The organism is Cupriavidus taiwanensis, assembly GCF_900250075.1.
GTDB classification, from domain to species: Bacteria; Pseudomonadota; Gammaproteobacteria; order Burkholderiales; family Burkholderiaceae; genus Cupriavidus; species Cupriavidus taiwanensis_C.
This window is the reverse complement of sequence record NZ_LT977070.1, coordinates 2,730,683-2,747,298: the sequence shown is the minus strand read 5'-3', so window position 1 is coordinate 2,747,298 and position 16,616 is coordinate 2,730,683. Positions and strand designations below refer to the sequence as shown.

19 protein-coding genes are annotated in these 16,616 nt (G+C 69.0%); 4 read left to right on the top strand and 15 right to left on the bottom strand.

The features are described from left to right. Positions 1–10: 10 nt before the first annotated feature. A complete protein-coding gene (locus CBM2588_RS12720) occupies positions 11–589 on the bottom strand; it encodes an AAA family ATPase (RefSeq protein WP_115680798.1) in 579 nt (192 codons plus the stop codon). 131 nt (positions 590–720) lie between these two features. Between CBM2588_RS12720 and CBM2588_RS12715 the strand changes: the two genes are divergently transcribed. Continuing rightward, positions 721–1,161: a bacteriohemerythrin gene (locus tag CBM2588_RS12715; RefSeq protein WP_018008188.1), complete on the top strand. Its 441-nt coding sequence runs from the start codon at positions 721–723 to the stop codon at positions 1,159–1,161. Positions 1,162–1,179: 18 nt separating this feature from the next. Here CBM2588_RS12715 and CBM2588_RS12710 read toward each other — a convergent pair whose 3' ends face one another. Next, positions 1,180–1,557, bottom strand: a complete 378-nt coding sequence (locus tag CBM2588_RS12710) for a cupin domain-containing protein (RefSeq protein ID WP_115680797.1) — start codon at positions 1,555–1,557, stop codon at positions 1,180–1,182. Positions 1,558–1,629: 72 nt separating this feature from the next. Continuing rightward, positions 1,630–2,475, bottom strand: coding sequence for a thioredoxin (trxA, locus tag CBM2588_RS12705; RefSeq protein WP_115680796.1), 846 nt, complete (start codon positions 2,473–2,475; stop codon positions 1,630–1,632). Positions 2,476–2,670: 195 nt separating this feature from the next. Between trxA and CBM2588_RS12700 the strand changes: the two genes are divergently transcribed. Beyond that, positions 2,671–4,386: a long-chain fatty acid--CoA ligase gene (locus CBM2588_RS12700; protein WP_115680795.1), complete on the top strand. Its 1,716-nt coding sequence runs from the start codon at positions 2,671–2,673 to the stop codon at positions 4,384–4,386. A 72-nt stretch (positions 4,387–4,458) separates the two neighbouring features. On the opposite strand, the gene CBM2588_RS12695 is transcribed toward CBM2588_RS12700, so the two are convergent. Further along, the gene (locus CBM2588_RS12695; protein WP_115680794.1) at positions 4,459–5,259 is read right to left on the bottom strand and encodes an ankyrin repeat domain-containing protein; all 801 of its coding nucleotides are present in this window, start codon (positions 5,257–5,259) and stop codon (positions 4,459–4,461) included. A gap of 17 nt (positions 5,260–5,276) precedes the next feature. Beyond that, positions 5,277–6,041: a gamma-glutamylcyclotransferase gene (locus CBM2588_RS12690; RefSeq protein WP_115680793.1), complete on the bottom strand. Its 765-nt coding sequence runs from the start codon at positions 6,039–6,041 to the stop codon at positions 5,277–5,279. Between the two features lie 267 nt (positions 6,042–6,308). On the opposite strand from CBM2588_RS12690, the gene CBM2588_RS12685 reads away from it, so the two are divergent. After that, a complete protein-coding gene (locus CBM2588_RS12685; protein ID WP_115680792.1) occupies positions 6,309–6,629 on the top strand; it encodes a hypothetical protein in 321 nt (106 codons plus the stop codon). 93 nt (positions 6,630–6,722) lie between these two features. Here the strand turns inward: CBM2588_RS12685 and CBM2588_RS12680 are convergent, their stop codons facing one another. The 7 genes from CBM2588_RS12680 to CBM2588_RS12650 form a co-directional block, all read right to left on the bottom strand. After that, the gene (locus tag CBM2588_RS12680) at positions 6,723–7,070 is read right to left on the bottom strand and encodes an FKBP-type peptidyl-prolyl cis-trans isomerase (RefSeq protein WP_115680791.1); all 348 of its coding nucleotides are present in this window, start codon (positions 7,068–7,070) and stop codon (positions 6,723–6,725) included. Positions 7,071–7,132: 62 nt separating this feature from the next. Next, positions 7,133–7,681, bottom strand: a complete 549-nt coding sequence (locus tag CBM2588_RS12675; RefSeq protein WP_012353517.1) for a YaeQ family protein — start codon at positions 7,679–7,681, stop codon at positions 7,133–7,135. Between the two features lie 97 nt (positions 7,682–7,778). Further along, the gene (locus tag CBM2588_RS12670) at positions 7,779–8,087 is read right to left on the bottom strand and encodes a hypothetical protein (RefSeq protein ID WP_115680790.1); all 309 of its coding nucleotides are present in this window, start codon (positions 8,085–8,087) and stop codon (positions 7,779–7,781) included. Between the two features lie 112 nt (positions 8,088–8,199). Continuing rightward, positions 8,200–8,787: a YceI family protein gene (locus CBM2588_RS12665; RefSeq protein ID WP_115680789.1), complete on the bottom strand. Its 588-nt coding sequence runs from the start codon at positions 8,785–8,787 to the stop codon at positions 8,200–8,202. A 5-nt stretch (positions 8,788–8,792) separates the two neighbouring features. Next, on the bottom strand, positions 8,793–9,176 hold the full coding sequence (locus CBM2588_RS12660) for an MAPEG family protein (protein ID WP_115680788.1): 384 nt from the start codon (positions 9,174–9,176) through the stop codon (positions 8,793–8,795). A 65-nt stretch (positions 9,177–9,241) separates the two neighbouring features. Further along, entirely contained in the window at positions 9,242–9,484 is a 243-nt protein-coding gene (locus CBM2588_RS12655; RefSeq protein WP_115680787.1) for an RNA-binding S4 domain-containing protein, read from the bottom strand. Then, positions 9,484–11,241 (bottom strand): glutamine--tRNA ligase/YqeY domain fusion protein, encoded by a 1,758-nt coding sequence (locus tag CBM2588_RS12650; protein ID WP_115680786.1) that lies wholly within the window; start codon positions 11,239–11,241, stop codon positions 9,484–9,486. Before CBM2588_RS12650 ends, CBM2588_RS12655 begins: the two co-directional genes overlap by 1 nt. Before the next feature lie 221 nt (positions 11,242–11,462). On the opposite strand from CBM2588_RS12650, the gene CBM2588_RS12645 reads away from it, so the two are divergent. After that, positions 11,463–12,899, top strand: a complete 1,437-nt coding sequence (locus tag CBM2588_RS12645) for a CoA transferase (protein ID WP_115680785.1) — start codon at positions 11,463–11,465, stop codon at positions 12,897–12,899. On the opposite strand, the gene CBM2588_RS12640 is transcribed toward CBM2588_RS12645, so the two are convergent. From CBM2588_RS12640 to CBM2588_RS12630, 3 genes are all read right to left on the bottom strand, one after another. Then, the gene (locus CBM2588_RS12640; RefSeq protein WP_115680784.1) at positions 12,896–13,513 is read right to left on the bottom strand and encodes a pyridoxamine 5'-phosphate oxidase family protein; all 618 of its coding nucleotides are present in this window, start codon (positions 13,511–13,513) and stop codon (positions 12,896–12,898) included. The two genes, CBM2588_RS12645 and CBM2588_RS12640, sit on opposite strands and share 4 nt — an antisense overlap. A 292-nt stretch (positions 13,514–13,805) precedes the next feature. Next, positions 13,806–15,431, bottom strand: coding sequence for a gamma-glutamyltransferase (gene ggt, locus CBM2588_RS12635; RefSeq protein WP_115680783.1), 1,626 nt, complete (start codon positions 15,429–15,431; stop codon positions 13,806–13,808). A gap of 49 nt (positions 15,432–15,480) precedes the next feature. Then, complete coding sequence (locus CBM2588_RS12630; RefSeq protein ID WP_115680782.1) at positions 15,481–16,458, bottom strand: Bug family tripartite tricarboxylate transporter substrate binding protein; 978 nt, start codon at positions 16,456–16,458, stop codon at positions 15,481–15,483. Between the last annotated feature and the right edge of the window lie 158 nt (positions 16,459–16,616).

Sequence of the window (16,616 nt, the reverse complement as noted above, 5' to 3'; positions counted from 1 at the left end):
CGCCGCGCGTTCAGGCGCTCAGCGCGCGCAGCAGCGCGTCGATGTCGGCCTGCTCCGGTGCCCGGTTGTCGAAAAAGATCAGTTCCGGATAGTCGACGGGCGCCGGCATGAAGCGCCGGGTCCGGTACGCATCCCAGTGCGCCAGCTTGTAGGCGTCGTTGGGGTTGCCGCGCCGGATGATGCGCGCGTGGGCCTCGTCCTCGGGCAGGTGGACCCAGACCGTGCGCACCGTGGTGCCGGCGGGCACGTGCAGCCAGTCCGGGTCGTTCAGCAGGTGGGCGCGGACCTCGCGCGAAAGCGGCCCGATCACGATCGCGCTGATGCCCAGCGCCAGGTTCTCGCGCGCGGTGTCGAGCAGGCCCTGGTATTCGGGGTCGCGCAGGTGCTCCAGGTAGGCGGGGCTGTCGCGGTCGTCGGGATCGCCGGTGATGGCGGCCATGGCCGCGGCGCTGTAGCGGCCGTACAGCGTGTCCTTGTCGAGCAGGCAGAACGGCTCGCCGGTGGCCTGCATCAGCGGGCCGATCAGGCGGTGGGCCAGGGAGGTCTTGCCGGTGCCGGCATGGCCGCAGAAGAAGATCAGTCGTGGCATGAGCGTAAGACGGTAGGGTGACGGACCGGCCGCATTGCCCACAGCATACCCGCTCGCTTGCGCCAGATCAGGCCCGACTCGCGCCGATTCGGTATCCTTGCCGTTTTTCTCCACGCTTGCCGCCCCTCCCCATGGACGCCAAAGACCAGCTTTCCTCCGCCGGCCTGCCGGACCACCTGCACCTGGGCGAACCGGTCACCGACGCCACCCACGCCGAGTTCGTGCAGCTGCTGGCGGCGGTCGCCGGCGCCGACGACGACGCCTTCCTGGCGGCGATGGACGCCTGGATCGACCACACCCGCCATCATTTCGCCCAGGAAGAGCAGTGGATGGAGGCCATGGGGTTCGGCCCGCGCCATTGCCACGCGGGCGAGCACCAGCAGGTGCTGGCGGTGGCCGTCGCGGTGCGCGACAAGGTGCACAGCGATGCCGAATTCCAGCTTGGCCGCCGGCTGGTGGCCGAGCTGTCAGGCTGGTTCGACCATCACGTCAAGTCGATGGACGCGATGATGGTCGAGCATATGCGAGAAAACGGCTTCACGCTGATCGAAGGTCCCGCCACGGCGGCGTGATCGCCGCGGGCCCGGCGCTCAGGCCGGGCGCGCCGCATCGCGGTCGATCACCACGAAGTATTTGCGCACCGGGTCCAGCACCTGGAACACGCCGGTAAAGCCGCCCGGGATCACGCAGGCATCGCCAGGGCCGAATTCGCTGGCCTGGCCGCTGTCGTCGCTGATGCGGATGCGGCCGCTGATGACGTGGAAGAACTCTTCCTTACCCGCCGGGAAGGCGATGCGCCACGCGCCCGGCTCGCACGCCCAGATACCGCAATCGAAATCGCCATGCTGCGCGCTGTAGTGCGTCCAGGTGGTGCGGTCCGGATTGCCCGCCACCAGCCGGTCGGGGCGCGGCCGGTCGTGGCTGGGGGCGGGTGCGGTCTTGAAGTCGATCAGGCGGGGCGCGGTCATGGCAGCGGGGTGAATCGCGGAGGTGGTGGAGCTGAGAATGCGCCAGTTTACCGCGCCGGGCCCGCGTCACCGTCAGTTCAGCGACGTGCTCAGCTGGCGGCGCCAGCGTGACACCACCTCGGGCCGGTCGGCCAGCATCTCGAATACCGACAGCATGGTGCGGCGGCCGATATCGTCGTCGAAGCCGCGGTCGGCGCGCACGATCGCCAGCAGCTGTTCCAGCGCCGGCTCGTATTGCTGCTGCGCGATCATCAGCCGAGCCAGGTCCAGGCGCGCGGCGAGGTCGCGCGGATCGGCTTCGATGCGCCCGGCCAGGGTGGCCGCATCGGGCAGGCCGGCGGCGTTCTCCATCGCATCGATGCGCGTGCGCAGCGCGCCATAGCCAGCTTCCTGTTCCGCCCGTGGCGACAGTGCCGCAAACTCGGCCCGGGCCCGGTCGACGGCGTTGCCGTCGAGCAGGAAGCCGATATAGGCGAGGCGCGGGGCATCGGATTCCGGATCGGCTGCGATCGCATCGGCGAACAAGGTCTCGGCGCCGTCGCGGTTGCCGGCGGCGGCGAGTGCCAGCGCGTCGGCCAGCGGCGACCTGGCCTGGCCCGGCGCCAGCCGGCTCAGGAACTCGCGCAGGCCCGATTCCGGCAGCACGCCGGTGAACTGGTCCACCGCCTGGCCGTCGTCGATCGCCACCACATGGGGAATGCTGCGCACGCCGAAGTGCGCGGCCAGCTCCTGGTTCTCGTCGACATTGACCTTGACCAGCTTCCACTGGCCGTTCGCTTCGGCTTCCAGGCGTTCCAGCATCGGGCCCAGCGTGCGGCAGGGGCCGCACCAAGGCGCCCAGAAATCGACCAGCACCGGCATCTGGCGCGAGGCGTCGATCACTTCGGTTTCGAAATTCTGCAGGGTGACGTCGCTCATGGGGAATCCTGGTCGGGAGAGAAAAGGGAATCGATACCCCTTATTGTGAGGGCGAAGGCGCCGATTGCAACGCCCGCGGCCGCCCTCGGACCTGCGCCGTGCGGGAAGTCACCGGTTGAAAATAGAACGATCGTTCGGTTATAGTCCTTGACCATACGACAGACCCGGTCCGCGAGACCGCACAGGAGACCCTTCATGCCGAACCCCGACCGCCCGCATTTCCAGTTCTGGCCAAAGCGCCTGCCGCCCGCCATCGTGCTGCCGGAAACGTCGCTGTGGGCCAACCTGGAGGTCTCGGCGCTGCGCTATGCCGACAAGGCCGCGATCCGCTATTTCGGCAACGCCATCAGCTTCCGTGAGCTGCAAGACCAGGCCACCGCGCTGGCCGGCTGGCTGCAGCAGAAGGCGGGTGTGAAGAAGGGCGACCGGGTGCTGCTGTACATGCAGAACTGTCCGCAGTTCATCGTCAGCTACTACGCCATCCTGCGCGCCGACGCGGTGGTGGTGCCGGTCAACCCGATGAACCGCGCCGAGGAATTCAAGCACTACGTCACCGACGCCCAGGCGCGCGTGGCGATCTTCACCGCCGACCTCGCCGCCGGCGTCGAGCAGGCGCAGGCCGAGCTGGAGCCGGCGCAGCGCCTGCAGCACCTGCTGGTCACTCAATACGCCGACGCACTGCCGCCGGCCCACGAACATCCGGAAGACGCGCCGCCGGCCTGGCTGACCACGCCGCATCCGTTGCCCGCCGGCGCCACCACGTGGGCCGACGCGCTCGGCGCCGGCCTGCAGCCGGGGCCGCATACCGCCGGCCCGGACTACATGGCGGTGATGCCGTACACCTCGGGCACTACCGGCTTTCCCAAGGGCTGCATCCACACCCACCGCTCGGTGATGCACAACATCGTCGGCGGCGCGACCTGGTCGGGCTCGGGCGCGGAGTCGGTGGTGCTGTCGGTGCTGCCGCTGTTCCACGTCACCGGCATGCAGTACGGCATGAACGGCCCGATCTACAGCGGCGCCACCGTGGTGATGCTGCCGCGCTGGGACCGCGAAGTGGCGGGGCGCCTGATCTCGCGCTACCAGGTCACGCACTGGACCAATATCCCGACCATGGTGATCGACTTCCTGGCCAGCCCCAACCTGGCCGAATTCGACCTGTCGAGCCTGCGCTATATCGGCGGCGGCGGCGCGGCCATGCCGCAGGCGGTGGCCGAGCGCCTGCGCGAGCAGTTCGGGCTGAATTACCTGGAGGGCTATGGCCTGTCCGAGACCATGGCGCCGACCCACAGCAACCCGTCGGACCGGCCCAAGCTGCAGTGCCTGGGCGTGCCGACCTTCAACACCGACGCGCGCGTGATCGACCCGGTCACGCTCAAGGAACTGCCGCCCAACGAGATCGGCGAGATCATCGTCAGCGGCCCGCAGGTGTTCAAGGGCTACTGGGGCAAGGAGGATGCCACCCGCGAGGCCTTCATCGAGTTCGAGGGCAAGACCTTCTTCCGCACCGGCGACCTGGGCCGCATGGACGAAGAGGGCTACTACTTCATCACTGACCGGCTCAAGCGCATGATCAATGCGTCGGGCTTCAAGGTGTGGCCGGCCGAGGTCGAGAACCTGCTGTACAAGCACCCGGACGTGCAGGAAGCCTGCATCATCGGCACCCGCGACCCGTACCGCGGCGAGACCGTCAAGGCGGTGGTGGTGCTGCGCGCCCATGCCAGGGGCAAGACCACGCCCGAGCAGATCATCGACTGGGCCAAGGACAACATGGCCGCCTACAAGTACCCGCGCGTGGTGGAGTTCGTCGAGGCGCTGCCTAAGTCGGGCACCGGCAAGGTGATGTGGCGGCAGCTGCAGGAAAGCGAGAACGCACGCAATCCTGCCGCAGGCACGGCGCCGGCGGCCTGAGTCCGCGCAGCCGTGGCATGAAAAAGGCTGGTCCGGCGACCAGCCTTTTTTCTTTTTGTGCGCGTCCCGGGCTCAATGGCCGCGCACCCGCATCAGCATCTTCACCATGGTCTTGTAGCCGCGCTGGCGCGCATGGCGCGTGGGCGTCACGCCTTCGCGGTCGGCCAGGTTGGCGTCGGCGCCCGCGTCCAGCAGCAGCTGCACCGTATCCTCGTAGCGCGCGCTGCCGTCCCCCAGGATCACCGCCTCCAGCAGCGCGGTCCAGCCCAGGTCGTTGACGTGGTCGACGGCGATGCCGGCCTTGAGCAGCAGCTTCACAACTTCCACGTGGCCCTGCTGGCTGGCCATGATCAGCGCGGTGCCATGGTAGCGGTCGGTGCTGGCGAGGTCGGCGCCGTGCGCCAGCGCCAGCCGCACCATGTCGGCCTGGCCGGTGGCGGCCGCCAGCAGGAACGGGCTGTTGGCATCGGCATCCTTCAGGTTGACGTCGGCGCCGGCCAGCATCAGCGTGCGCGCGACCTCGGTGTGGCGGCTTTGCACGGCCGCCAGCAGCGCGCTGTGGCCACGTTCGTCGGCGGCGCGGGCCGAGGCGCCGGCGGCCAGCAGGCGCGCCACCAGGGCCTGGTCGCCGGCGCTGGCGGCGGTGATCAGGTTGCGGTCGAGCGTGCCGATGGCGTCGCGACGTGCCGGCGCCTGCGTGGCGGGGGCGCGCGGCAGGCGCGGCGCGGGCGGGTTGGCGGCGCCGCCGGCGGGACGCGCCGCCAGGGTCTGGCCGCCCTGCGCCGCCAGCAGCCCGCCGCCCATCAGCACGCCCACCAGCCCCAGCAACTCATTGAGTGCCTGTCTGCGGGTGCGGGCGGCGGGGCGCGTCATGGCGGCAGCTCCTGGGCTCAGACGGTTTCGTGAGGGCTGGTCGGCAGCGTGGCGTGGTCCGGCACCTGGCCGCCGGCAGGTTCGGCGGCATCGGCGGCATCGGCGGCATCGCCCGCTTGCAACTGGCGCCAGAGCCGCCCGAGGTAGGGATCGTCGACGCCGTTGGTGGCCAGTCCCAGCAGGGTCTGTTGCAGGTACTCGCGTGCCGGCCCGTAGAGGCCGGTAGCGTGGCGCAGCCGCTCCACCACGCTGGTGTCCGGCAGCCGGCCGGCGTAGGCCTCGTGGGAGCGGTTCATGACGAAGGCCAGCGCGCGCTGCTCCGGCGCGCCGGCGGCGCCAACGCGGATGCGCAGCCAGCGCGGATGGTAGGCGCCGGTCAGCATCTCGCGGCGCCACAGCACCCGGAACTCCTGCTCGACCACATGGCTGGGCACGCGGAAGGCCATGCCGTGGCAGCAGCCGCCGCGGTCAAGGCCCAGCACCAGCCCGGGATTGTCCCAGGTGCCGCGGTTGATGCGGGAATAGAGATAGAAGCCGCGGTGGTAGCCGTGCACCGTGGCGCGCTGGCGCTCGGTGTGCACCACCATCGGGTTCCAGATCAGCGAGCCGTAGCCGAACACCCAGACATCGCCGCCCAGCGCGGGATCGTCGGGGCGACGCGCCAGCGTATCGGCCAGCGACTGTTCCAGCGCGGCCTCGGGCAACAGCGAGGACGCAACCGGGGTGCTGCACAGCGAGGTGCGCAGCCGGTCGGATTCGAGGTCCTGTCGCGTGATGCCCATGCTGCAAGCATAAATCAAAGCGGCGTCCCGGGCGGGTCGCGGAAATGCCACAAGTGGCACTTTTACTCGGAATTGTCCGAGTCAGCGGTCGCGGTGTGGGCGCCAGACAACGGTCGCGGCCGCGTGTCGCCGTTGCCACGTGCGATGGCGGTGCGGCGGCGCGCCTTGTCGGTGGTCAGGCCCGAGCGAAATGCGGCGCAATGGCGCGCCGCTGGCGCCGCCGAGTCCTTACAATGGGGCCTCAATCCAACCCAGGGGGAACCTGCGATGGCACGTACGCTTACGGTGGTGTTCGGCAGCGGCAAGGAATATGACTTCACGGTCGGCACGGACGAGCTGGCCGCGGTCACCGAGGATGCCGCCTGGCGCTGGTTCGACCGGGAATACACCGAGCTGGACTGCCAGGCATCGAGCCCGGTGGGCAAGGTGCTGGTGATCGACAAGATCCTGAATGTCGCCAAGTTCTCTGGAGAAGCGCGCTTCTCCGGCGATGCTGCCTGGGCGCAGGACTATGCGCGCCATGCGGCGCGGCTGCTGGACCGGGACAAGGTCCGCGTCGATGTCGGCAACGCCGCCATCGGTTTCTGAGAGCGTCCGGGCAGGGCGTCCGGGCTGAATGCTTCGGCCGGGACGCCGCTCCTGCTGGCGCGGGAGCGGCGGCGCCGGCCTGAATCGCTAGCTTTAAACCGCCAGCAGTTCCACTTCAAACAGCAGCGTCGCGTTCGGCGGAATCACGCCGCCGGCGCCGCGCGCGCCATAGCCCAGGTCGGCCGGGATCATCAGGCGGCGCACGCCGCCGACCTTCATGCCTTGCACGCCCTCGTCCCAGCCGCGGATCACATGGCCGGCACCCAGCGGGAACACGAACGGGTCGTTGCGGTCCTTGCTCGAATCGAACTTGCGGCCGGCCTGGCCGTTCTCGTACAGCCAGCCGGTGTAGTGCACGGTGACGTGCTTGCCGGCGGTGGCTTCGGCGCCGGAGCCGACCGTGGTGTCTTCGTATTGCAGGCCAGAGGGCGTGGTTTGCATGGCGTGGTTTCCTTGCGATGGAAAAGACGTGGACAGGGAAGATGAGCGCAGCGCCGCTGCGCTCAGGCTTGGGCGCGCTGGAGCACTTCCAGCGTCAGTTGTACGTTGCGGTCGTCGTCGGCCACCCAGATATCGCCGTCCTGGATCGTCACCGACAGGCGCATGGCGCGCTGCGCCAGCGCGGCCAGCGCGTCGACGGCCTCTGCCGGGACATTGTAGACGGTGACGTTACGCAGCTTGCCGGCCTTGCCCGCCATGCCCTTCCACCATTCGCGCGCGCTCGCGGCATTGTAGGTGTAGACGGTCACGCGTTCGGCGCGCGCGGCGGCGCGTTTCAGGCGGGCTTCGTCGGGCTGGCCCAGTTCGACCCAATGGGCGATGTCGCCGGTCAGGCGCTTGTCCCACAGGTCGGGCTCGTCGGGTTCGTCGAGGCCGCGGGTAAAGGCCAGGGTTTCGCTGGCTTCGCAGGCAAAGGCCAGCAGGCGCACCATCATGCGCGCGTCGTTCTCGGACGGGTGCTGGGCGATGGTCAGGCTGTGGCTGCCGTAGTAGGGCCGGTCCATGTCCGACACGGACAGTTCGGCCTTGAAGATGGTGGATTTGAGCGCCATGAGGTCAGGTAAGCGGCAGGCGCCCCGGGCTGGGGTGCGTACGACGGAAAAGGCCGCATCATACGCGATTCAACCCCGTCGATTCAAAGCCCGCGCCTCAGCGCTTGCGGTATTCCTTCAGGTAGAAGCGCAGCAGCGCCGACACCAGCAGGGTGCCGAGGAAGGCCGCGGCGACCAGCAGTGCCTGGCCCGGCGGGGTGTCGAGCTGGCCGGCCAGTCCGAGGCGAAACAGCCAGGTGCCGACCATCATCGCCAGGAACGGCATCAGCAGCGCGCCGCGCCCGTAGGTGCGCACTGCCCACAGCGGGAAGCGGCGCAGGAAGTCGCCCGGAATGCTGCAGGCCAGGCAGGCTCCGGCAGCCGCCAGCGCGGCGGCCACGATGTCGCCGGAATGAATCTCGAACATGGTCTCTGTCTCGCGTCGCCGCACACGCGGACGGGCGTGGCAGGGATTTTGCAAAGCGCTGATTCTACAAGAGAAATTTGTGGCGCAGGTGACGAGTAGGGTAAGCGCGGAGTCAGCGCGGAAGGCTTGCGGCAGGCGATGCCTCGACCGCCACTTGCAGCGTCACGATGTCGCCGACGTCGGGCAGGAAGCGGGTCATGCCGAAGGCACTGCGCGGCACTTCGGCGCGGAAGTCACCGCCGCAGACCTGGCGGCGCACGCCGAACAGCGTGACCTCGCCGCAGCGGAAGCGCTCGGCCGTCAGGCGCACGGGCCGGGTCACGCCGTGCAGTGTCAGTTCGCCCTCGACGACGGAGAGATGGCCGGCTTCCGTCAGGAAGCGGTCGGCGCGCAGCCGCGCCAGCGGATGCTCAGCGATATCGAAGAACTGCGCCGAGCGCAGCACGCCGTCCAGCGTGCGGTTGCCGGTATCGACGGAGGCCAGGTCCACGGTCACGTCGATGGCGCCGGCGCCGCTGTCCGCGTCATAGACCAGGCGGCCGTCGATCCTGCCGAAGCGCCCGCGCACCGAGCTGCGGTCGAAATGGCTGGCGGAGAAATAGACGGTGGTATGGGCCGGATCCAGGGTGTACTCGACCGGCGCCGCGTGGGCGGCGGTGATGCCGATGGCAGCCACGAGCACCAGCGCGCGCAGGCCCATGGGCGTCAGTGGACAAAGACCGGCAGCAGGAAGATCCCCACCACGGTCAGGTAGCCGATGGTCCAGCAAAGCGTGCGCAGGGTGGCGCGGTCGGTGATGTAGCAAAGGGTGTAGAGCAGGCGCACCGCGATGAAGGCCATCGCCAGTTCGTCGATGCGGGCCTGTGGCGCCTGCAGCAAGGTGGCGCTCAGCACCGCCGCGGCAAAGAAGGGGAAGGCCTCGAAATGGTTGCGGTGCGCCAGGTCGGCGCGGCGCGCGCGGCCGGATTGCCGTTCCAGCCAGCCGCGCGGGTCATGGTTGTCGTAGCCCGGCGCGCTGGCCTTGGCGATGGCCACCGTCGCCAGCGGCAGCACGCCGGCCAGCAGCACGCACCAGAAAGCGATCGGCATAGTCATCCTTTCGGTTGCGGTGCCGGCGCCGGCCGCACGGGGCGGCGCGCCGGCCGGCCGCGCGGTCAGGCGGCGACCACGCGGATCTCGATGCCCGCCAGGCCCACCACCTGCCCGGCGCGGATCTTGGCAGTCTTGCGCGATTCGGGCGCGCCGTCCACCGAGACTTCGCCGGCCGCGACCAGCGCCTTGCCGGCGCCGCCGCTGTCGCACACGCCCGCCAGCTTGAGCAGGTCATTGAGGGCGATGAACTCGCCCTCGAGCGGGAAGGTGATGGTCTGCACCGCTGCCTTGCCAGGTCTGCCCATTACTTGCCCCAGCTGTCTTTGAGGCCGACGATGCGGTTGAACACCGGCTTGCCCGGCGTCGAATCGCTGCGGTCGGCGACAAAGTAGCCATGGCGCTCGAACTGGAAGCGGTCTTCCGGCTGCGCCTCGCGCAGGCCCGGCTCCAGGTAGGCGGTGATCACCTGCTTGGAATCCGGGTTGAGCGCATCGAGGAAGTTCTTGCCGCCGGCATCCGGGTTGGGATCGCTGAACAGGCGGTCGTACAGGCGCACCTCGGCTTCATACGCATGCGCCGCGCTGACCCAGTGGATCACGCCCTTGACCTTGACGCTGTCGGCGCCCGGCGTGCCGCTCTTGGTGTCGGGCAGGTAGTTGGCGTGCACCGCCACGACGTTGCCGTCGGCGTCCTTGTCCACGCCGGTGCACTCGATCACGTAGCCGTACTTCAGGCGCACCTTGTTGCCGGGGAACAGGCGGAAGTAGCCCTTGGGCGGGGTCTCGTTGAAGTCCTCGCGCTCGATCCACAGCTCGCGCGACAGCGGGAACACCCGCTTGCCCAGTTCCGGCTTCTTGGGGTGGACCGGCGCCGAGCATTCCTCGCTCTGGCCTTCGGGGTAGTTGTCGATGATCAGCCTGAGCGGGTCCAGCACGGCCACGCCACGGGCGGCGCGGCCGTCGAGGTCGTCGCGCACCGAGCCTTCGAGCGTGCTCATGTCGATCCAGCTGTCGGCCTTGGCCACGCCGACGCGGTCGCAGAACAGCTGGATCGATTCCGGCGTGTAGCCGCGGCGGCGCACGCCCACCAGCGTGGGCATGCGCGGATCGTCCCAGCCATCGACGCGCTTTTCGTCGACCAGTTGCTTGAGCTTGCGCTTGCTGGTGATGGCGTAGGTCAGGTTCAGCCGCGCGAACTCATACTGGTGCGGCAGCGGGTCGCGGAACACGCCGCTGTCGCGCAGGTGCTCCAGCACCCAGTCGTACAGCGGGCGGTTGTTCTCGAACTCCAGCGTGCACAGCGAGTGGGTGATGTTCTCCAGCGCGTCCGAGATGCAGTGCGTGAAGTCGTACATCGGGTAGATGCACCACTTGTCGCCGGTGCGGTGGTGATGCGCGTGGCGGATGCGGTAGAGCACCGGGTCGCGCATGACGATATTGGGCGCGGCCATGTCGATCTTGGCGCGCAGCACGTGCTCGCCGTCGCCGTACTTGCCGGCGCGCATGTCGCGGAACAGCTGCAGGTTTTCCTCTACGCTGCGGTCGCGGAAGGGCGAGGCCTTGCCCGGCTCGGAGAAATTGCCGCGGCTGGCGGCGATCTGCTCGGCCGACTGGCTGTCGACGTAGGCGGCGCCGCGCTCGATCAGCGTCTCGGCAAAGGCGTAGAGCTGGTCGAAGTAATCGCTGGCGTAGTACAGGTGCGGCTGCGCGGCGCCGTCCTTGCCGGTGCTGTCCCAGGAGAAGCCGAGCCAGTGCACGGCGTCGATGATGGAGTCGACGTATTCGGTGTCTTCCTTGACCGGGTTGGTGTCATCGAAGCGCAGGTGGCAGCGGCCGCCGTAGTCGCGCGCCAGCCCGAAGTTCAGGCAGATGCTCTTGGCGTGGCCGATATGCAGGTAGCCGTTGGGCTCCGGCGGGAAGCGGGTGATGACGGCCGGCAGCGGCTCGCCCTGCTGGTCCTGGCGCCCGGCGTAGGTGCCGGCGGCGAGGTCCTGGTCGATGATGCTGCGCAGGAAGTTGGAGGCGGCTGGGGTGCTGTCGGTAGGCTTGTTGTCGTGGCTCATGATGGCGCCGGTTGGCCGGCCGCAAGCGCCTGCAGGGCGTGGGGCCGGGTCGTCGGATTGCGTGGCGGAATGCCAATAGCGGGATTTTACCGTGCCGGCGGCGCCGCACGCCGTGAGCACCGGCTCATTTGTGGTCTTGTCCGTTGCCGGCGCCGGCCGCCGCACCGCAAAGTGATGTGTCGGAGTAGCATGGAGCGTGACCCATCGCATCAGGAACGCCCATGAATGCCCCCACCGTTGCGGCACAAGTGCCGCCCATGCCCCACGATGTCGTGGCCGCGCTATGGCGCGATGCCGGCCTGCCCGCCGGGGCGCTGGCCCACCTGCGCCTGGATGGCGCCGAGCCGGTGCTGCCTTCGAGCTTTGCCGTGGGCACCGCGGCGCAGGCCAGCCTGGCCGCGTCGGCGCTAGCCGCCGCCACGCTGTGGCAAGGCCGCAGCGGCCGCTGGCAGCAGGTCAGCGTCGACATGCGCCACGCCATCACCGAGTTCCGCAGCGAGCGCTACCTGCGCGTCGATGGCGGCCCGGCACCGGAGCTGTGGGACCGGATCGCCGGCATCTACCGTTGCGGCGACGGCCGCTGGGTCCGCCTGCACACCAATTTCCCGCATCACCGCGACGGCGTGCTGCGCCTGCTCGGATGCGCCTATGACAAGGACGCGGTACAGGCGGCGCTGCAAAAATGGGAAGCCGAGGCGTTCGAAACGGCCGCGTCCGACGCCGGGCTGGTCGTGGCTGCGCTGCGCAGCTTCGACGAATGGGACCGCCATCCGCAAGCCGCGGCGCTGCGCGGCCTGCCGCCGGTGACGCTGGAGCGGATCGGCGATGCCCCGCCGCAGCCGCTGCCGGCGCCGCTGTCCGCGGACGCGCAGCCGCTGTCGGGCGTGCGCGTGCTCGACTTCACCCGCATCATCGCCGGCCCGGTGGCGGGCCGCACGCTGGCCGCGCATGGCGCCGACGTGCTGCTGGTGACCGCGCCGCACCTGCCGTCGATCGCGCCGCTGGTGATCGACACCGGCCGCGGCAAGCGCAGCTGCCAGCTGGACCTGCGCGATGCCGACGACAAGCGCACGCTGCACAAGCTGCTGCACGGCGCCGACGTGCTGGTGCAAGGCTACCGGCCCGGCGGCCTGGCCGAACTGGGCGTCGGCCCGGAGGCCGCCGCGCGCGCCCGTCCGGACATCATCTATGTGTCGCTGAGCGCGTATGGCCACGTCGGGCCGTGGGCGCACAAGCGCGGCTTCGATTCGCTGGTGCAGACCGCCACCGGCTTCAACCACGCCGAGGCGGAAGCCGCGGGCAGCGACACGCCGCGGCCGTTGCCAGCCCAGGTGCTGGACCACGCCGCGGGCTACCTGCTGGCGTTCGGCGCGATGGCCGCGCTGCACCGGCGCGCGGTGGAGGGCGGCAGCTGGCATGTGCGCGTGTCGCTGGCGCAGGTGGGGCAGTGGCTGCGCGGGCTGGGGCGCGTGACGGACGGGCTCAAGGCGCCAGAGCAGAAGATCGACGACGTGGCCGACCTGCTCGAAGCGGTGCCGTCCGGCTTCGGCATGCTCACGGTGGTGCGCCACGCCGCGCAGCTCTCCGGGACGCCGGCGCGCTGGACGCTGCCGTCCGAGCCGCTCGGCACGCACGCGCCGGAGTGGCTGTCGCGCTAGTAGAGCGTGGTGCGCTGCCGCTCGGGCAGCTCGCGATCATAGGCGGCGCCGTCGATGGCGTTGCCGCTCAGCGTGGCCAGGATCTCGCCGTTGCTCGGCAGGGTCTGGCGCGCGACCTGCGACTGCGCGGCCCACAGGCGCGAACGGATCAGCGCGCGGGCGCACTGGAAGAACACCGCCTGCACCGTGATCACCAGCACCGTGGTCGGCGCCTTGCCGTCGACCACGCAGCGCGCGATCAGCGCCGGATCGACGCTGATCTGCGCGGTGCCGTTGACGCGGATAGTCTCGTTGATGCCGGGAATCACGAACAGCAGGCCCACGCGCGGATCGGCAACGATATTGCGCAGGCTGTCGATGCGGTTGTTGCCGCGCCGGTCCGGCAGCAGCAGCGTGCGCTCGTCCAGCACCTGGACGAAGCCGGGCGCGTCGCCGCGCGGCGAGCATTCGGCCCAGTCCTGGCCCACCGTCGACAGCAGGCAGAACGGCGCCGCCTCGATAAAGGCGCGGTAATGCGGGTGCAGGTAATCGACTTGCTTGGACAGCGAGGGCGCCGCCGGTTGCGCGTAGAGCGCTTCCAGTTCGGCCAGCGTGGTGATGGCGTGCGGGGTCATGGCAGGCTGGGCAGTGGGGCTGGGAGGCGAAAGCGTCAATGTAACGCACAATTCTCGCGCTGCCGCTTGCAGCAAGCTCCCCTCGCCCGCTTGCGGGAGAGGGGCGGGGGAGAGGGCCGGCGGGTCAAAGGCTGACGCCCGTGGGTGAAAACCGAAGGCTTCGCCCCGTTTGGTACCTTGCTGGCCCACCCCTCACCCCGGTCCCTCTCCCCAAGAGGGGAGAGGGAGAACACCTTGCTTGAGCGAGTTCGGGCGGCGTTGGCGCACCCAAAACCGCGCTCCTTTTTTTGCTTTAGAACCCCACCGCCTGCCCGTCGCGCCGGCTGTCGCTGGCGGCGACATAGCCGTGCTCGGCGTCGTCCGACATTCGCCAGATGAACTGGCCCGAGCCGAAGTCCATGTACGGATCGTCCACCGACTTGAGCTGGTGGCCGCGCGCCTTCAGGCCCTCGACCGTGGCCGGGTCCATGGTGCCTTCCACGTCCAGCGTGAAGTCGCGGTTGACCTTCCAGCGCGGCGCGCAGCAGGCCGCCTGCGGCTGCTGGTTGTAGTCGAGCATGCGCACCACGGTCTGCACGTGGCCCTGCGGCTGCATGTCGCCGCCCATCACGCCGAAGCTCATCACCGGCTGGCCGTTCCTGGTCAGGAAGGCCGGGATGATGGTGTGGAACGGACGCTTGCCGCCCGCGACCACGTTGGCGGACCTGGGATCCATCGAGAAGCCGACGCCGCGGTTCTGCAGGCTGATGCCGGTGCCCGGCACCACCACGCCCGAGCCGAAGCCCATGTAGTTCGACTGGATGAACGAGATCATCATGCCGTTCTCGTCGGCCGCGGTCAGGTAGATGGTGCCGCCGACCTTGGGCATGCCGAAGTTGAAATGCGTGGCGCGCTGCATGTCGATCAGTTTGGCGCGCGACTTCAGGTAGGCGTCGTCCAGCATCTGTTCGGGCGTGACTTCCATGCTGCGCGGATCGGCCACGTACTGGTACAGGTCGGCGAAGGCCAGCTTCATGGCTTCGATCTGCAGGTGCTGCGAATCGACCGAATCCACCGGGATCGAGGCCAGGTCGAACTGGTCGAGGATGCCCAGCGCGATCAGCGCGGCGATGCCCTGGCCATTGGGCGGGATCTCGTGCAGTTCGTAGCCGCGGTAGGACTTGCTGATCGGCTTGACCCAGTCGGGCTGGTAGTTGCGCAGGTCGTCGAGCGTCATCGCGCCGCCGCACTGCTTGCTGAAGGCGGCGATCTTCTCGGCGATCGCGCCTTCGTAGTAGGCGCGGCCGCGGGTCGCGCCGATCTGGCGCAGGGTCTCGGCGGCGTCCTTCATGGTGAACTTCTCGCCCACCGCCGGGGCGCGGCCGTTGGGCATGAAGGTCTCGGCGTAGCCGGGCTGGTCCTTCAGCTCAGGCACCGCGGCGGCCCACTTGTGCGCCACCACCGGCGGCACGGCGTAGCCGCGCTCGGCGATCTCGATCGCGGGTTCCATCAGATCCGCGAACGGCAGCTTGCCGAAACGCTCGTGCAGCGCGGCCCAGCCGGCCACCACGCCGGGGACGGTGACCGAGTCCCAGCCGCGGATCGGGCGGTTGGCGAGGCCGTTGGCGTCGGTGCCGTATTTGGCCTTGAAGTATTCCGGGCTCCATGCCGCCGGCGCCACGCCCGACGAGTTCAGGCCATGCAGCGACTTGCCATCCCACAGGATGGCAAAGGCGTCGCTCCCCAGGCCGCACGACACCGGCTCGACGATGGTGATGGCGGCGGCCGCGGCGATGGCGGCATCGACGGCATTGCCGCCCTTGAGCAGCATGCGCAGGCCGGCCTGCGCGGCCAGCGGGTGCGAGGTCGAGACCACGTTGCGCGCAAACAGCGGAATGCGCACGGACGGGTAGGGGTTGGTCCAGTTGAAGTTCTGCATGGGTATGTCCTTTTGTGCTCGGTGCGCGCGGGGGCGCTCGGTGGCGTGTTTATTCTGCCGTGATCTTGCGATCCCTGATCAGCTTGCCCCAGCGCGCGCTGTCCTGCTTCACCATGGCGGCGAACTGGGCGGGCGTGCCGCCGACCGGTTCGGCGCCCAGCTTGGCCAGCCGTTCCTTCACCTCGGGCGACTGGATGGCCTTGTTGAACTCGGCATTGAGGCGGTTGACGATATCGGCCGGCATGCCCTTGGGGCCATAGATGCCGAACCAGGTATCGGAGACGAAGCCCGGCAGGCCCGATTCGCTGACGGTGGGGATTTCCGGCGCCAGCGGCGAGCGTTTGGCGCTGGTCACCGCCAGCGCCTTGAGCTTGCCGTCCTTCACATGCGGCAGGCCCGAGACGATGCTGTCGAACAGCACCTGCACCTTGCCCGAGATCAGGTCAGGCACCGCCAGCGCGGTGCCGCGGTAGGGGATGTGGGTGATGAACACGCCCGCCTGCGTCTTGAACGCTTCGGTGGTCAGGTGCACCACGGTGCCATTGCCGCTCGAGGCGTAGTTCAGCTCGCCGGGATGCTTCTTGGCGTAGTCGACCAGCTCGCGCACGTTCTTTACCGGCAGGCTGTTGGGCACCACCAGCACGTTGGTGGCGATCGCGACCTGGCCCACCGGCGTGAAGTCGGTCTCGGTCTGGTACGGCAGGCGGGGATTGATATGCGGCCCGATCGCATGCGTGCTGGTGGTGGCGATCAGCAGCGTATAGCCATCGGGCGCGGCCTTGGCGGCCATGTCGGAGCCGATCGCGCCGCCGGCGCCAGGACGGTTGTCGACCACGATCTGCTGGCCCATGTTGCTGCCCACCTTCTGCGCGATGGCGCGTGCCAGCAGGTCGGTCGCGCCGCTGGCGGGGAAGGGCACGAGCAGCCGGATCGGCTTGCTCGGGTAGCTGTCGGCCAGTGCGGGGGTGGCGGCCAGGCACAGGCCGATGCCGAGGCCGGTGCCGAGGCGGCGCAGCCAGGATGTCATGGGTGTCTCCGAGAATCAGGCGCAGGGCGGATTGATGATCGGCCTTCATTATTCCGTGCCGCCGGTCACAAAGAAAGCTAATATTTCTTTCCGATGTCGCAAGAATTTTTTAAGTATCGAACGCCATGGCGACACGGGCGTTCCGTGCCTGGTGTGCA

Coding starts and splice junctions, on each gene's coding strand:
- CBM2588_RS12720 (WP_115680798.1), bottom strand. CDS start 589: ATGCCACGACTGATCTTCTTCTGCGGCCATGCCGGCACCGGCAAGACC.
- CBM2588_RS12715 (WP_018008188.1), top strand. CDS start 721: ATGGACGCCAAAGACCAGCTTTCCTCCGCCGGCCTGCCGGACCACCTG.
- CBM2588_RS12710 (WP_115680797.1), bottom strand. CDS start 1,557: ATGACCGCGCCCCGCCTGATCGACTTCAAGACCGCACCCGCCCCCAGC.
- trxA (WP_115680796.1), bottom strand. CDS start 2,475: ATGAGCGACGTCACCCTGCAGAATTTCGAAACCGAAGTGATCGACGCC.
- CBM2588_RS12700 (WP_115680795.1), top strand. CDS start 2,671: ATGCCGAACCCCGACCGCCCGCATTTCCAGTTCTGGCCAAAGCGCCTG.
- CBM2588_RS12695 (WP_115680794.1), bottom strand. CDS start 5,259: ATGACGCGCCCCGCCGCCCGCACCCGCAGACAGGCACTCAATGAGTTG.
- CBM2588_RS12690 (WP_115680793.1), bottom strand. CDS start 6,041: ATGGGCATCACGCGACAGGACCTCGAATCCGACCGGCTGCGCACCTCG.
- CBM2588_RS12685 (WP_115680792.1), top strand. CDS start 6,309: ATGGCACGTACGCTTACGGTGGTGTTCGGCAGCGGCAAGGAATATGAC.
- CBM2588_RS12680 (WP_115680791.1), bottom strand. CDS start 7,070: ATGCAAACCACGCCCTCTGGCCTGCAATACGAAGACACCACGGTCGGC.
- CBM2588_RS12675 (WP_012353517.1), bottom strand. CDS start 7,681: ATGGCGCTCAAATCCACCATCTTCAAGGCCGAACTGTCCGTGTCGGAC.
- CBM2588_RS12670 (WP_115680790.1), bottom strand. CDS start 8,087: ATGTTCGAGATTCATTCCGGCGACATCGTGGCCGCCGCGCTGGCGGCT.
- CBM2588_RS12665 (WP_115680789.1), bottom strand. CDS start 8,787: ATGGGCCTGCGCGCGCTGGTGCTCGTGGCTGCCATCGGCATCACCGCC.
- CBM2588_RS12660 (WP_115680788.1), bottom strand. CDS start 9,176: ATGCCGATCGCTTTCTGGTGCGTGCTGCTGGCCGGCGTGCTGCCGCTG.
- CBM2588_RS12655 (WP_115680787.1), bottom strand. CDS start 9,484: ATGGGCAGACCTGGCAAGGCAGCGGTGCAGACCATCACCTTCCCGCTC.
- CBM2588_RS12650 (WP_115680786.1), bottom strand. CDS start 11,241: ATGAGCCACGACAACAAGCCTACCGACAGCACCCCAGCCGCCTCCAAC.
- CBM2588_RS12645 (WP_115680785.1), top strand. CDS start 11,463: ATGAATGCCCCCACCGTTGCGGCACAAGTGCCGCCCATGCCCCACGAT.
- CBM2588_RS12640 (WP_115680784.1), bottom strand. CDS start 13,513: ATGACCCCGCACGCCATCACCACGCTGGCCGAACTGGAAGCGCTCTAC.
- ggt (WP_115680783.1), bottom strand. CDS start 15,431: ATGCAGAACTTCAACTGGACCAACCCCTACCCGTCCGTGCGCATTCCG.
- CBM2588_RS12630 (WP_115680782.1), bottom strand. CDS start 16,458: ATGACATCCTGGCTGCGCCGCCTCGGCACCGGCCTCGGCATCGGCCTG.